The sequence below is a fragment of the Haloterrigena alkaliphila genome (assembly GCF_017352155.2).
Lineage (GTDB): Archaea > Halobacteriota > Halobacteria > Halobacteriales > Natrialbaceae > Haloterrigena > Haloterrigena alkaliphila.
In genome coordinates, this window is record NZ_CP071462.1 from 2764359 (window position 1) to 2779098 (window position 14740).

Consider the following 14740-nt stretch of genomic DNA (forward strand, 5'->3'; position numbering starts at 1 on the left):
CGAAGTCGGGCACCAGCGGTCGACTGCACTGGCCTGACGACCGGACGACCCTCGCGGGGGTCGGCATCCTGCCTCCGCGCGCGGAATCCGCGAGGCGTCAAGTTGATAGCAGGGGCGTCCTTCAGTCGAGCATGACTATGTCGTCCGCACCCGCCGCGACCGGGGCCGCGTCGGTCGTCGGCAGCGAACTCGCCGGCGCAACGACCCTCCTACCGGGGATGGCCGCGGTCGCCGGGATCGATCCGTCGGACCTGCTGGCGTGGGTCGCCATCGGCGCGTTCCTCGCGGCGTTGCTCCTCGCATATCAGGGATACCTCGAGGCAGCGCGCTATCTCGGAACGGGTGCCTGGATCACCTTCGGTCTCTTCTGGCTGACGATGGTGCCGTACTACTACGGCGAGGCCCAGAGCCCCCTCAAAACGGTGCTGGGACTGCTCGCGTTGCCCCTGTGTCTCTACACCGGCTACCTCCTCTGGGAGGGGCGCGACTCGCTGCTGGTCCTCACGAAGGCCGTCGCCTGTATGGGCCTGATCTACCTCCCGGTCGAGACGATGCCGTTCGTCAAGACGTGGCTGATCGAGACGACGGCGGCCCAGACGCACTTCGGGATGGAACTGCTCGGCTACAGCCCCGGCCTCGAGGTCGGGAGCAACGGCTACCAGAGCAAGTTCGCCTTCGATCCCCAGGAGACGGTGACCGGGCGGACGACCTACATCGTCCTCGCCTGTACCGGCATCGGGAGCATGGCCATCTTCGGGGGTCTGGTCGCTGCCGTGAAGGCCCCGCTGAAGCGCAAGGTCACCGCCTTCGGCCTGGCGGTCGGGGTCATCTGGTTCCTCAACCTCGTGCGCAACGTCTTCATCGGCCTCGCGTCGCCGTGGGGCTGGTTCCAGCAGGACTGGCTCGTCTCGTTCATGACCACCTACATGGGCGCCGAGGCCAACCGCGTCTCCTACCTCGTCGCGCACAACTACATCGCCCAGACGCTCTCGATCGTCGCGCTGATCGGGATCACCTACCTCGTCGTCAGGATCCTCCCCGAGGTGCTCGTCCCGCTCGAGGAGGCCCTGTTCGTCGTCACCGGCAACGAGTACGACCTCTTCGAGGCGCTGGGGGCGGAGGAGATGCAAGCGCGGGCCGACGGCGGCCCGGACGCCGCGGACCGCGACCGATAACGCCGTGACCGAGATCGACCTCCCCGTGGCGCCCCTCGAGCGCGCCCTCTTCGTCCCCGCAGCCGACGCGCTGGTCGTCGCCGACGTCCACCTCGGGCGCGCGGCCGACTCGAACGTCGACGCACCGATCGACGACGGGCGGGACGTCCGCGAGCGCCTCGCGTCGCTGCTCGGGCGCACCGACCCCGAGACGGTCGTCGTCGCGGGCGACCTGCTCCACTCCTTTCAGCGGGTCCCGCGCGGCGTCAGGCGCGACCTCGAGGCGCTCGCGGAGTGCGTCGCCGACGCCGGCGCCGACCTGCGCGTCACGCCCGGCAACCACGACACGATGCTCGCGGACGTCTTCGACGGCGAGACGGCCGCCGACTACCGCCTCGCGGACGGCGAGACGGTCGTCTGCCACGGTCACGAACGGCCCGACAAATCGGCGTCGCGGTACGTGATCGGCCACGACCACCCCGCCCTTTCCGTCGAGGGCCGCAAACTGCCTTGCTTCCTCTACGGCCCCGGCGTCTACGAGGGGGCCGACGTGATCGTCTGCCCTTGCTTCACGACGCTGGCGGCGGGCGCGACGGTCAACGGCATGCGCGCCCGGGACTTCCAGTCCCCGCTGGTCACCGACGCGGACGCCTTTCATCCGGCGGTCTGGGACGACTCGAGCGAGGAGGTACTCTGGTTCCCGCCGCTGGGCGAGTGTCGGCGGCTGTTGTAACGATACTGCGGGCCGGCCGGCGGTCGTCGGCCGGCGGCACTCGGGTCACCGAGGCCCGATTCAGGTAGCGACGAGGACGACCGCGACGATCGCCAGCGCCAGTCCGGCGACGTTCGTCGTCGCGAGCTGGGCGTCGAAGAAGAAGACGCCGACGATCGCGGGAATGACGAAGTAGAGCGCGGCGATCGCCGACACGATCGCCATGTTCCCGTGGGTCAGCGCGGCGTAGAAACTGATCGTCGCGACGGCCAGCAGGACGCCGGACAGGAGCGCGAAGCCGACGTCCGTGCGCGTCCCGACGACGGGGCGACGGGTCGCGAGTACGTAGCCGCCGACGACGGCGAGACTGGCGACGTAGGACAGCAGTACCGCGTTGACGGGCGAGAGCGACCGGGTCGCGACGCCCGCCGACACCGCCCACCCACCGTACAGCACTAACGCGCCGAGCGCGAGGACGATCGCTGTATTGGCCATAGGGTACGGCTCTGTTTCACCACCAAAAACGTCCCGCTCTCGAGAATCATTCGCGCGAATACACGATCGGGCAGCGACGGTACGCTACCGGGGTCGATCGGCGGTCGGCTATCCGGAGAGATCCTCGAGCACCGCCTTCGCCGCGTCCCGACCGCTTCGCATCGCGCCCTGAATCGACGACCAGCGCGTGTAGTCTCCGGCGAGGTAGACGGCGCCGTCGGGGTCGCGCGTCCCGGGCAGGCGGTCGTGGATCCCCGGCGGTTGATCGAACTGCGCGAACGGGATCCGGGCGGTGTGGAGGGTTTCGAGGCCGTCGAACGCCCGTTTCGGGTACCATGACTCGAGTGCGTCTCGCGTTCGCGCGGCCAGATCAGCGTCGCTCTCCGCCCGGTCTCCGAGGTAGGTCGCACTGATCAGCGTCGATCCGTCGGGTGCGTACTCGGGCGCGACCGCGCTGTGGGGGACGACGTGGTTCGGTCCGTCGTCGTCGACAGCGTTGAGCAGGAGTCGCTTTCCCGTCTCGAGGCTCGCCCCGTCCGGCAGCGCGTAGTACTGGGTCACACAGCCCCGCGCGTCGGTCGGGATCGACTCGAGGCCGGTGAGTTCTCGGGCAGTAAGCGGATCGGTCGCGACGACGACGGCGTCGACCTCGCCGTTCATGCCGTCGGCGAGCCGGACCGTTGCGGAGTCACCCTCGCTCGAGACCGATTCGACCTCGCGGCCGGTCTCGACGGTCCCGCCGGCCTCGCGCACGCGATCCGCGAGTTGCCTCGGGATCGCCTCCATCCCCGCCGCGGGGACCGCGGCGCCGCCGGCCGCCAGCGTTCGAAACGTGTGCTCGAAGACTCGACTCGAGGTCGACAGCGAGCGGTCGAGGGTGATCCCCCCGTAGAAGGGTGCGACGAACTTCTCGATGAATCCGTCCGAGAAGCCGCGGTTTCGGAGATAGCGCTCGATCGACTGCTCCTCGCCGCGGTCGTCGTCGAAGAGCCGGTCCGGATCAGTTCGATGGAGTTCCACCCAGAGCCGAGCGACGCGGAGGCGGTCGCCCAGCGTGATAGTGGGATTGCGCAGCGTCGCGGGAAGCGTCCCGGGCGCGCTGCGCGGGTCCGCGAGCACCGATCGACCGTCCGGTGCCGCGATGGTCGCTCCCGACGTGAACCGACGCGGCTCCAGCGCCTCGAGATCGAGTTCCCGCCGGACGGCCGGATAGGCGGGAAACAGCACCTGAAACCCCCGATCGAACCGGTAGCCGTCGCGCTCGAGCGTTCGGACGCGGCCGCCGACGGTCTCGCGGCGCTCGAGCAGCGTCGCCTCGAGGCCGCCGCCGGCGAGGTGCCTGGCGGCGACGAGGCCGGCGAGCCCCCCGCCGACGACGAGGACGCGCGGTGTCGATGTCATGACCGAACGTTCGACGACCGGCCCCTAAGTCGTGTAACCAAACCACGATGACCGGCCGCAGTCGTCGCCGAATCCGTCCGCCGGCCGGAGACGCTGGTCACGCCCCGACCGCCGGGCCATCACCTGCAAGGATACGCGTTAACTCTCGCTTCGGAGTCCGTGAGTCCGCATGGGAGACAATGACGAACAGAAGCGGGCGAAGCTGGACTTCACGCGAGACGTGTCGCGACGGCGGGTAATGCGCGCCGGCGGCGGACTGGCGGTCTTCGGGATCGCCGGGACCGCGGAGGGATTCGACCCCGAGCGGTTCGACGTGGCGCCGCTCCAGGACGTTCAGGAAGTCGAGGTCGAAGAACAGGGACTCGAGTACTTCACGATTCAGCAGGCGCGGGTCGTCCACGACCTGACGGCGCGGATCTATCCGTCCGACGAGAACGGTCCGGGTGCGCCGGAGGCCGGCGTCGTCTACTTCATCGACGAGCAGATGAATTCGGCGTGGGGCCGCGGCGAACGCTGGTACATGCAGTCCCCGTTCGCCGGGAAGTCGCCGACCGATCCGTTCCAGGCAGAACCGGCGGACGCCGCGGGCGAAGAGGTCGAGGTGCCGTGGTCCGAGGAAGATCCCGCCGCGACGCAGGGGTGGCAGTACGCGCTCACTCCGAACGAAGCCTACGATCAGGGTATTCACGCCATCGAGGAGTACGTCGCCGCGGAAGCCGACGACGCGGAGTCGTTCACCGAACTCGATGCCGACCAGCAGGACGCCGTCGTCGCCGCGCTCGAGGCGGACGAGGTCGAGACGTTCGAGAATACCGGCATCGACGCCAGCGGCTTCTTCCTCATGGTTCGCCAGAACACGCTGGAGGGGATGTTCAGCGATCCGATGCACGGCGGCAATCGGGAGATGATCGGCTGGCGGCTGAAGGGGTTCCCGGGGACGCCCGGTGCGCTCGGCAGCTACCGCGGCGTGTTGCAAGAGGGCGAGTACATCGAACTCGAGGAGGACGACTTCCGGAAACTGGCCGACGACATCGAGTCGCTCGGGATCGACGGCGAGAACGAGCAGCCGGCGAACGACCAGAGCGAGGAAGGGCACGCCCACGTCCACAACGCGGCCGAGGCCGACTATCCGAATATCGTCGACGAGGCGGCCGCACGCGGGGACGCCGACGGCGACGAGACCACTCGCCTGCGACTCGACGACGAGGCCGCCGACGAGGGAGGTGACCGGTGATGGTCCAGCAACTCGAGCCGGTCGACGTCGTCACCGTCGGCGCGGGCTGGACCGGCGGGATCATCGCGAAGGAACTCGCCCAGGAGGACTATCAAGTGGTCAGCCTGGAGCGTGGCGGCGAGCGCGCGACGGAGGACTTCTTCACGGTCCACGACGAGCTGGGGTACGCACTCCGGTACAAGCTGATGCAGGACCTCTCGAAGGAGACGATCACCTTCCGAAACGCGGTCGACGACACCGCGTTGCCGATGCGCCGCTACGGCGCCTTCCTGCCGGGATCGGGCGAGGGCGGCGCCGGCGTCCACTGGAACGGCCAGACCTGGCGGTTCCTCCCCTACGACTTCGAGATCGAGTCGCGGACGATCGACGAGTACGGCGAGGAGAAGATCCCCGGGAACATGCAGCTACAGGACTGGGGGATCAGCTACGACGAACTCGAGCCCTACTACGACGCCTTCGAGTACACGGCCGGCATCGCGGGCCAGGCGGGCAACATCGAGGGCGAGATCCAGGAGCTGGGTAACCCCTACGAGGGGCCCCGGTCGCGGGAGTATCCGCTTCCGCCGATGATGGAGACGCCGGTGCTCAGCCGGTTCAAGGAGACGACCGCGGCGCTGGGATACGAACCGTTTCAGGCGCCCTCGGCCAACCTCACGGAGCAGTATACGAACCCCGACGGGGTCCAGCAGGGCCAGTGTCAGTACTGCGGGTACTGCGAGCGGTTCGGTTGCGAGTGGGGCGCGAAGGCCTCGCCGATCACGACCGTGCTGCCGGCCGCCCAGGAGACGGGGAACTTCGAATTGCGGACGCACTCCGACGTGGTCGAACTGCTGTACAACGAGGACGAACAGCGGGTCGAGGGCGTCCGATACGTCGATCGAAAGACCGACGAGGTGTACGAGCAGCCGGCCGACGTCGTCGCGTTGACCGCCTACGTGCTGAACAACGTCCGTCTCCTGTTGCTGTCGGAGATCGGAGAGCCGTACGACCCCGAGACCGGCGAGGGCACCGTCGGGAAGAACTACTGCTACCAGAACTTCCAGGCCAGCGCTCGCGGGTTCTTCGACGACGAGGAGTGGAACCTCTACATGGGGGCCGGAGCGCTGGGCGCGTCGATCGACGACTTCAACGGCGACAACTTCGATCACTCCGATCTGGACTTCCTCCACGGCGGTAACGTCGCGCTCAACCAGACCGGGGACCGGCCGATCGCTAACAACCCGGTGCCCGAGGGCACCCCGTCGTGGGGCTCGGAGTTCAAGGCCCAGAGCATCGACAACTACCACAGTTCGGTCTCGATCGCCGCGCAGGGAGCGGTGCTCCCGTTCCGGGAGAACTACCTCGACCTCGATCCCAACTACACCGACCAGTACGGTCGCCCGCTCCTTCGGATGACCTTCGACTGGCACGAGCAGGATCGAAACCTGGTCGAGTACATCGGCCCGTTCCTCGAGGAGATCATGGAAGAGATGGGCGCGGACACCGTCGACGCGAGCACGAGCCTCGAGGGGAGTTTCGACATCACGCCCTACCAGTCGACCCACAACACCGGCGGCGCGGTCATGGGATCCGATCCGGCCGAATCCGTGGTGAACAACTACCTGCAGAACTGGGACGCGCACAACCTCTTCGTCCCCGGCGCCTCCGCGTTCGCGCACAACAGCGGCTACAACCCGACGGGTACGGTCGGTGCGCTGGCGTTCCGCGCGGCCGAGGGGATCCAGCAGTATCTGAACGAACCGGAGATACTGGCCGCTCCGGAGAACTGATCCGCCGAGCGGCGGTCGTTTTTTCTTCGCCTCGAGTCCTCGGACGTGAGTTCGGTACTCGTCGCCGAGCGTCGCTGGCGTCGGCGACCCGTCGCCTGATGACGGTTACTTGTCCGTCAGCACCCGGAGGAGGATCCCGATGAGGATCACGCCGAGTCCCCCGATCGCGCTCGCGATCGGCGGTACTGGGAAGACGAGCATCACGATTCCGGCGAGGATCACGATCGTCGAGAGTCGGACCATACGCGGTCGTCTACGCCGCGGGGGGTATCGCTGTGGCCGACATGTACAGGGCCCGTATGCGCTCGGCCGGTGGGTGCCACCGAGTCCGCCGCCCGTTCCACACGTATATGGGTCGCTCGGCCGTGGGTCGAGTATGGTCGACGCGACGCTCACGCCGATCGATCGGGGCACGATTACCACCGACGTCAACAACATCGTCGAGGGGTTTCGGCTGGGAACCGCCGACGACCCTAACCCCGACACGGTGATGGGTGACGGACCGGTCTACAACGTCGTCATCGACCACCCCGAGGCGACGATCCTCTGGGACACCGGCTCCCACCCCGAGGCCGATTCGGGCCACTGGCCCGACGACCTCTACGCCGCCTTCGAACACACCGGCCTGCGCCCGCTCGAGGACGACCTCGCCGACGCGGGCTACGACGTCGCGGACATCGACGCGGTGATCCAGACCCACCTCCACCTCGACCACGCGGGCGGACTCTACGCCTTCGAGGGAACCGACACGCCGATCTACGTCCACGAGCGGGAACTGAAGTACGCCTACTACAGCGCCAAGACCGACGCGGTCGACGCCGACGAGGCCTACGTCGCCGGCGACTTCGACCGCGACCTGCACTGGGTGCCCATCCACGGCGACCGCGAGCAGCGCTACGCGGACCTCGAGTTCGTCCGCCTGCCGGGGCACACGCCCGGCCTGCTGGGCGTCCGACTCGAGCTCGACGACGCGGGCACCGTCGTCCTCGCCGGTGATCAGGCCTACACGCGGGCGAACTACCGCGACGAGCGGCCGCTGGGCGGCGAACTGCTCTGGAGCAAACGCCACTGGCTCGAGAGCCTCCGGACGGTCCAGGAGATCGAACGGCGCCGCGACGCGACGGTGATCTGCGGCCACGACGGCGACGACCTCGAGTTGCTCGAGTCGCTGTAGACTGCAGTCGCACCGTTCGCGGTGGCCACGTGACGACTGCGGTCGCTCGTTGCCGGCGCCGGTACGACTTTGTCGTTCGCTCCGGCGATACGACGTATGGGAACGACTGACGAGACCGATCCGTCCGACGGCCCGGCGTTCCAGCCGGTCTTCGAGAACCGCGTTCGGTTCGCGGAGACCGACCAGCAGGGAATCGTCTTCTACGGCGAGTACTTCACGTTTCAGGACGAGGCCGTCTCCGAGTTCTTTCGGCAGATAGACTACAGCTACGAGAAGATGGAGGACGACGGCTGGGAGATCCACGTCGCCAACGCGGAACTGAACTACCGCGACGGGGCCGAGTTCGGCGACGTGCTGGTCAACGAACTGCGGGTCGCCGAGATCGGCACCGCGAGCGTTACGTTCGACTACCGCGTGCGTCGGACGGGCGACGATGCCGTCCTCGCCGACGGGACCGTCACCCACGTCGCCGTCGACGGGGAGACGGGGGAGACGACGCCCGTCCCGGACGCGTTCCGCGAGGCTATCGCGGCGTTTCAGGGCGGACTCCCGACCGACGGCTGATGTCTCCCGGCGCGGCCGCTCGAGTCGAAGAAAAACCACCGCGAAACGACGATCGAAATCGGCGACCGCCGGCGTCAGTGAACGCCGACGTACGCCTCGCGGACGTACTCGTTGTCGGTGAACTCGTCGTGGGTCCCCGACAGTTCGATCTCCCCGGTCTCGATCAGCGAGAGCCGCTCGGCGTGGTTCAACGCGAACGTCGAGTTCTGCTCGGCGAGCAGAATCGTCAGCCCCGTCTCCTGCTGGAGTTTCTCGAGGGCCTCGCCGATGTCCTGGATGATGACCGGCGCGAGTCCGAGCGTCGGCTCGTCGAGCATCAGCAGGTCGGGATCGCTCATCAGCGCGCGACCGACGGCGAGCATCTGCTGCTCGCCGCCGCTCATGGACTCGGCTTCCTGCTCGCGGCGTTCGTCCAGCCGCGGGAACAGGTCGTAGATCATCCGAAGGTCCTCTTTCACGGTGTCACGGTCGTCGCGGAACTGCGCACCCATAAGGAGGTTCTCGTGGACCGAGAAGTACGGGAACAGGTCCCGGTCCTCGGTACAGTAGATCAGCCCGTCCCGGACGATCTGCGTCGGGTTCACGCCGGCGAGGTCCGTTCCGTCGTATCGGATCGTTCCGCCGTAGTCGAGGAACCCGGCGACGGCGTTGAGCATCGTCGTCTTGCCGGCCCCGTTGGGGCCGATGACGCCGTAGATCTCGCCCTCCTTGATCGACAGCGAGACGCCCTTGAGTGCGTGCGACTTGCCGTAGTAGACGTTGAGGTCTTCGATTTCGAGGATCGTGTCGGACATTATATTCCCTCCCCAGCGAGGTAGGCCTCCTGGACTTCCTGATTCTCGGCGATCTCCTCGGGTTCGCCCGAGGCGAGTTTGACGCCGTTGTTGAGCACGACGACCCGATCGACGAGATTCATCAGCCCGCCCATGTTGTGGTCGACGACGACCATCGTCATCCCTTCCTCGCGGAAGCGATCGATCTGGGCGGCCAGCTCCGAGATCTCGGCCTGGTTCATCCCCGCGAACGGCTCGTCGAGGAGCATCATCTCGGGTTCGGTCGCCAGCGCCTTGGCGATCTCGAGGCGCCGGACGTCCGCGTGGGGCAGTTCGTCGGGCATCTCGTGGAGATCGTCCTCGATATCGATCCGCGCGGCGTACTCGTAGATCTCCTCCTCCGTCGCGCCGCCGCGCAGCGAGACGATGCTGTCGGGCAGCGTGAAGAGTTTGATGTTGCCGGCGACCGACATCGAGTCGATCGGATTCGACTCCTGAGAGACGCGAGAGAGTCCCTTGTTGACGACCTCGTGGGTCGCGTCGTCGGTGATCTCGTCACCGCCGAATCGGACCGTTCCGTCGGTGACGTTGTAGATGCCCATGATGCAGTTGAACACCGTGGACTTCCCCGAGCCGTTGGGGCCGATCAGTCCGACGATCTCGCCCCGCTCGACGTCCATCGAGAAGTCGTCGACGGCGACGAGGCCGCCGAACTTCTTCGTCAGGCTGTCGACCTCGAGCAGGCTCATTCGCGGTCACCTCCGAGTCGGTCGAGGCCGTGCCAGAGCTTCCGGAACACGCCGTCCCGGGCGAACACCAGGACCACCAGGACGGCGACCCAGATGATGATCCAGCGCAGCCTCGTCGGCAGTTCGGTCAGAATGATCCGGTCCAGACTCAGGAACAGGAACGCCCCTGCGAGCGGTCCGAGGATCGAACTCATGCCGCCGACGACCGCCATCGCGATCATCTCGATGCTGTTGTCGACCACGACGAACGTGTACGGATCGACGCCGCCGTAGTAGTGGGCGAGCAACACGCCGCCGATCCCCATCGGGATCGCGCTGATGACGAACGACCAGAGCTTGAACTTCGTCGCGTTCAGCCCGGCCGCCTCGACGGCGCTTTCGTTCTCGCGGATCGCCGTGAATACGAGGCCGATGTTCGACCTGGCGATAAACACCAGGACGACGGCGATCACGACCATCGGGACGAACATGTAGTAGTACAGCGCGACGGGATCGTAGGTGAACACCTCCACCGACTGAAGCCCCGTCTCGCCGCCGGTCTGATCGCTGAACGGTCGGATGAGGCGGTAGAAGATCAACACCGCAACGAACGTGATCAGCGAGAAGTACGGCCCGCTCAGCCGCAGCGACGGCAGCGCGATCGCGAGGCCAACGACCAGGGTCACGAACACCGAAACCGGGGCCGTGACCATGAACGGGAAGTCGCCGACGTTGTAGAGCAACATCGCGGTCGTGTACGCCGCCGCGCCGGACAGCGCCGAGTGGCCGAAGCTGATGTAGCCGGTGTAGCCGCTCTGAATGTCCCAGCTCATCGCGAAGATCGCCCAGATCGACGCGACGGTAAACGTCTGGACGATGATGTAGTTCGACCAGAACGGAGCCGTCGCCAGCGAAATCAGCGAGACGAACAGGAGCGCGAACTGGAGCCCGTTCATCTCGCCGAAGTAGGGGCCGAGGAAGCGGTTGTAGCCGTTCGCGAGCGGCGAGAGCGCGCGGTCGATCGGTCCCGTCACGGGGCGCAGTCGATCGACGACTCTCCCCGACGACTCCCCTGCGATCGTGTTCGAACTCTCGGTTTCGCTACTCATGGACGAACTCCCTCCCGTAGAGGCCTTCGGGTAAGACCAGTAGGACGGCGACCAGAACCACCAGCGAGAGGATTCCCTGGTAGCTCGCGCCGATCACTTCGATCGTAAACGCCTCGAGATACCCGATGAGGTACGCAGCGACGACCGATCCCTTGATGCTGCCGATGCCGCCGATGACGACGATGATGAACGCGAGTGCCAGCGGGTTGAGCCACATGTTTGGCGACGCTGGTTGTGTCGTTGCACCGAGGAAGACTCCGGCGATCCCGGCGAAAGCGCCGGCGATCAGCCACGTTCGGGACTTGACCTTCTGGAGGCTGACGCCGGTCAGTTGTGCGCCACGCTCGCTCATTGACGCCGCGAGGATCGACCGGCCCTCGTCGGTCCGTTTCACGTAGTACCAGAGCCCGCCGATGATCACCCAGGAGACGACGAACCCGAGGACGTGCATGTGCAGCACGCGGGTACCGACGCTCTCCAGGTTCGTTGCACCGCCCCATATCGCACGGAGAGTGTTCGGCTGGCTGCCGAACTGATAGAGAGCTACCTCCGTGAGCAGAAGCGCAACGATGACCGTCGCGAGGAACGTGATAACGACGTTCTCCTCGATATAACGGACGAGTCCAACGTACAAGACGTACGAGACGAGTGCCGCGACGAGTGCCGCGACGAGCAGGCTCGCTACTTCCGGGCCCGCACCCGGAAGCCAATCGAGCGCTCCCGACCGTGAGACGACCAAGTACGTGTATGCGCCGACCATGATCAGACCGCCATGGGCGAGGTTTAGCACCCCGCCGACGCCGAACACCATCGTGAAGCCGAGGGCGATCAGCGCGTAGATGGCACTCATAGTCGCTCCGAGAAGGAGGACGGTAAGTAGAGAATCGAGCATGTCTTCTTACATCCACTCGGGTGCGACGTGGTCGGCGGTTTGGTCGGCGCTCGGGTAGACGCACTCGACGCTGCCGTCTCCCTGCCACTGCGTGACCGGGAAGTTCTCGATCTTGTCGCTGTCGTCCCGAGTCGGTTTGAGGTCGTTCGGATACGCCTCGTCCTCGCCGAAGAACTCGATCGTTCCAGCGGCACCGGTGTAGGACACTCCCTGGAGCGTGTCGACGATGGTGTCGAGTTCCTCGCTGTAGTTGACCGTCCCCGCTTCCTCGGCGACTTCCTTGTAGAGGTGGATCGCGTCGTACGTGTTGAACCCCATGTACATGGGCTTGCTCGGCGGTTTCCCATCGGCGTACTCCTTTTCGTAGGCCTCGACGAATGGCATCGTTTTCTCGGACAGTTCGGCGACACCGCCGGCCCCCGACTGATTCGTCGACTCGTACAGGGAAGCGCCCTCAGTCGCCGCGTAGAATTCGGGCGACATCGAAGCGACGTGAGTACCCTCGAGGGCGAACTCGTACTCGCCTTGACTCCACGCCCCAACGTCGGGACCCTTCCCGGAGTGAGCGAAGAAGCGGAACAGCGCGTCGGCACCTGCCGCTTCGATATCGTCGAAGAAAGTCGTGTAGTCTTCCGTCTCTACACTCGAGGTGTTCTCGTAGACGACGTTCAGCCCGCGACCTTTGAACTCGTCGGCGATGCCGTCCTGGAACGACGTCGTCCACGCCGCGTCCTCGGGAAGGACCGCGAAGTCGGTCCAGCCGTGTCGGTCGTTGAGGTACTCGGCGTAGTCGCCGAACCCTTCGACCTGCAGTTCGGAGTTGAGCGGGCCGACCCGGAAGATGTTCTTGAACTTGTCGTAGTTCTCTCCGTGGTTGTTCGTGATCGTGTCCGGGTCGGCGGAGCCGGAGATGAGGAACGGTACGTTGCGCTCGCCGACGTAGTCGGCGATCGTCTGGGTCACCTCGCTGGCGAAGGTGCCGACGAGCAGGTCGACGTTGTCCTGCTCGATCATCCGCTGGACCACCGAGGTGGCTTCGCTGGTATCGCCCTGCGTGTTCTCCGCGACCAGTTCGACCTCCTGATCGAGGATGCCGTCGCCCTCGATCTCGCCGACGGCGAGTTCGGCGCTTCGTTGCGAACCGCGGCCGTTCGGGATCGCGGTCGGGGCCAGATGACCGATCTTGAAGACTCCGTCGTCGCTACCGCCGCCGCCGACGCCGCCGAGACACCCGGCCAGCGCCGTCGCTGCGATCCCCGTCCCTGCGGCGCCGAGGACCGTTCGTCGCCTGACGCACCGCTTTCCAGTTCTTCTCGATTCGAGCGTATTGTTATCTTCGTTAGGCATTGTGTGTCACTGAGTTACCGATTCCCATCTCCCCCTTTCAATTCACCCATAATAAAGATGAGGGAAGTTCGCAAAGATAATTGGGAACTATACACACGTGTGTAGTTGTCGGCAGCAGGCGGTCACGTGAGATGATCGACGGCGGGAACGTACTGAATACCGGTTACTCTAGATTGTCTTAGCTTCATCGGTGCGTCGATACTCGCCGTCGTCGACCGCGACGACCCCCTCACGCCGCAGGTGATCGAGGTGGGCGAACGCCTCGCCGGGGCCGTGGACGATGTGGATTCCCGACAGCTCACCGAACAGGTGATCACTGACCGTCCACGCGTCGGCCGGTCCGTGTTCGGACAGCACGTCGAGGATCTCGTCGGTTCGATCGCGGTGGTGGTCGATGATCTCTCGGGCTCGCCCGGTCGGGTCGTCGATCGGGTCCCGGTGGCCCGGCCAGACGCGGTCGTACTCGCGGTCGGCGAGCCACTCGAGCGTCTCGAGGTAGCGCTCGAGGGGACGCTCGACGCGGACGTCGGCACCGCCGACGTTGGGCGTATATACCGGCAGGAGGGCGTCGCCGACGAACGCCGCCGAAGCGCCGGCGGCGTCGCCGTTTCCATCCCCTCGCTCCGTTCCCGGCGCCTCGCTGATCTCGAAACAACAGTGTCCGGCCGCGTGCCCGGGCGTATGCACCGCCTCGAGTCGTCGGCCGCCGACCTCGAGCACCGTCCCGTCCTCGATCGGCGTCACGTCCGCCGGTTCGCCCACGAGGTGGCTCGCGTCGTCGAAGACGGCCAGCAGTTCGGCCTGCTTCGCTTCGGGGACGCCCCATTCGTCGAGGAGAAACTGCCGGCGGTCCTCCATCGCCGCCACCGCGTCGGGATCGTCCTCGACGAGGGGCGCGTCGGCCTCGTGGACGTACACCGTCGCGTCGCTCTCGGCCTGAATCTCGCCGGCGAGGCCGGCGTGGTCGACGTGGAAGTGCGTGAGCACGATGTCGTCGACGTCCGCGAACGAGTATCCCCGTTCGGCCAGCCCCTCTCGCAGGTCCTCGCGGACGGCCGGCGTCGAGAGGCCGGTGTCGACGAGTGCGAGGTCATCGCCGTCGTCATCATCGAGCACGTACGCGTTGTTCCGGCCCTCGAACTCCTCGTTCCCCAGCCGAATTCGGTCCATGTCGCCACCCCACACGCCGTCGGCTTGTAATTCACCCGAAAGCGGACGGTCGCATTAGAATACGAGCGTTCGTTCCTTAGCTTTCGAGTTCGGCCCGCAGCAACTGGTTGACGTCGCCGGGGTCGGCGCTGCCGCCGGTCAGTTTTGCCACCTTTTTCTCGTCGGGTTGCTCGCTAGGCTCGCAACCACTCTCTGTTCACGGGCGCGTAGCGCCCGTT

15 protein-coding genes are annotated in these 14740 nt (G+C 66.2%); 6 read left to right on the forward strand and 9 right to left on the reverse strand.

The genetic code is table 11. The annotated features are described in order from the left end of the window. Window positions 1–137: 137 nt before the first annotated feature. Both artA and J0X25_RS32290 read left to right on the forward strand, forming a co-directional pair. Window positions 138–1175 (forward strand): archaeosortase A, encoded by a 1038-nt coding sequence (gene artA, locus J0X25_RS32285; protein WP_207290915.1) that lies wholly within the window; start codon window positions 138–140, stop codon window positions 1173–1175. A gap of 4 nt (window positions 1176–1179) precedes the next feature. Continuing rightward, complete coding sequence (locus J0X25_RS32290; RefSeq protein ID WP_207287995.1) at window positions 1180–1887, forward strand: metallophosphoesterase; 708 nt, start codon at window positions 1180–1182, stop codon at window positions 1885–1887. A gap of 60 nt (window positions 1888–1947) precedes the next feature. Here the strand turns inward: J0X25_RS32290 and J0X25_RS32295 are convergent, their stop codons facing one another. After that, window positions 1948–2361, reverse strand: a complete 414-nt coding sequence (locus tag J0X25_RS32295; protein ID WP_207287996.1) for an EamA family transporter — start codon at window positions 2359–2361, stop codon at window positions 1948–1950. Window positions 2362–2469: 108 nt separating this feature from the next. Continuing rightward, the gene (locus J0X25_RS32300) at window positions 2470–3762 is read right to left on the reverse strand and encodes an NAD(P)/FAD-dependent oxidoreductase (RefSeq protein ID WP_207287997.1); all 1293 of its coding nucleotides are present in this window, start codon (window positions 3760–3762) and stop codon (window positions 2470–2472) included. Window positions 3763–3931: 169 nt separating this feature from the next. On the opposite strand from J0X25_RS32300, the gene J0X25_RS32305 reads away from it, so the two are divergent. Further along, window positions 3932–4996 carry a gluconate 2-dehydrogenase subunit 3 family protein gene (locus J0X25_RS32305; RefSeq protein ID WP_207287998.1) on the forward strand — a complete coding sequence of 355 codons (1065 nt, stop codon included), beginning with the start codon at window positions 3932–3934 and terminating at the stop codon, window positions 4994–4996. Next, window positions 4996–6765 (forward strand): GMC family oxidoreductase, encoded by a 1770-nt coding sequence (locus tag J0X25_RS32310; protein WP_207287999.1) that lies wholly within the window; start codon window positions 4996–4998, stop codon window positions 6763–6765. The genes J0X25_RS32305 and J0X25_RS32310 overlap by 1 nt, the downstream gene beginning before the upstream one ends. Window positions 6766–6870: 105 nt before the next feature. Here J0X25_RS32310 and J0X25_RS32315 read toward each other — a convergent pair whose 3' ends face one another. Further along, window positions 6871–7008, reverse strand: coding sequence for a transporter (locus tag J0X25_RS32315; protein WP_207288000.1), 138 nt, complete (start codon window positions 7006–7008; stop codon window positions 6871–6873). 133 nt (window positions 7009–7141) lie between these two features. On the opposite strand from J0X25_RS32315, the gene J0X25_RS32320 reads away from it, so the two are divergent. Together J0X25_RS32320 and J0X25_RS32325 are read left to right on the forward strand one after the other, a co-directional pair. Further along, complete coding sequence (locus J0X25_RS32320; protein WP_207288001.1) at window positions 7142–7939, forward strand: N-acyl homoserine lactonase family protein; 798 nt, start codon at window positions 7142–7144, stop codon at window positions 7937–7939. A gap of 96 nt (window positions 7940–8035) precedes the next feature. Continuing rightward, complete coding sequence (locus J0X25_RS32325) at window positions 8036–8503, forward strand: acyl-CoA thioesterase (RefSeq protein WP_207288002.1); 468 nt, start codon at window positions 8036–8038, stop codon at window positions 8501–8503. A gap of 74 nt (window positions 8504–8577) precedes the next feature. Here J0X25_RS32325 and J0X25_RS32330 read toward each other — a convergent pair whose 3' ends face one another. The 6 genes from J0X25_RS32330 to J0X25_RS32355 all read right to left on the reverse strand — a co-directional run bounded on the left by J0X25_RS32330 (window position 8578) and on the right by J0X25_RS32355 (window position 14522). Continuing rightward, window positions 8578–9297: an ABC transporter ATP-binding protein gene (locus J0X25_RS32330; RefSeq protein WP_207288003.1), complete on the reverse strand. Its 720-nt coding sequence runs from the start codon at window positions 9295–9297 to the stop codon at window positions 8578–8580. Beyond that, complete coding sequence (locus J0X25_RS32335; RefSeq protein WP_207288004.1) at window positions 9297–10025, reverse strand: ABC transporter ATP-binding protein; 729 nt, start codon at window positions 10023–10025, stop codon at window positions 9297–9299. Before J0X25_RS32335 ends, J0X25_RS32330 begins: the two co-directional genes overlap by 1 nt. Next, window positions 10022–11113, reverse strand: a complete 1092-nt coding sequence (locus tag J0X25_RS32340; protein WP_207288005.1) for a branched-chain amino acid ABC transporter permease — start codon at window positions 11111–11113, stop codon at window positions 10022–10024. The genes J0X25_RS32335 and J0X25_RS32340 overlap by 4 nt, the downstream gene beginning before the upstream one ends. Next, on the reverse strand, window positions 11106–12005 hold the full coding sequence (locus J0X25_RS32345; RefSeq protein ID WP_207288006.1) for a branched-chain amino acid ABC transporter permease: 900 nt from the start codon (window positions 12003–12005) through the stop codon (window positions 11106–11108). The genes J0X25_RS32340 and J0X25_RS32345 overlap by 8 nt, the downstream gene beginning before the upstream one ends. A gap of 6 nt (window positions 12006–12011) precedes the next feature. Continuing rightward, window positions 12012–13352, reverse strand: a complete 1341-nt coding sequence (locus tag J0X25_RS32350) for an ABC transporter substrate-binding protein (protein ID WP_207288007.1) — start codon at window positions 13350–13352, stop codon at window positions 12012–12014. A 168-nt stretch (window positions 13353–13520) separates the two neighbouring features. After that, entirely contained in the window at window positions 13521–14522 is a 1002-nt protein-coding gene (locus tag J0X25_RS32355; RefSeq protein ID WP_207288008.1) for an MBL fold metallo-hydrolase, read from the reverse strand. Between the last annotated feature and the right edge of the window lie 218 nt (window positions 14523–14740).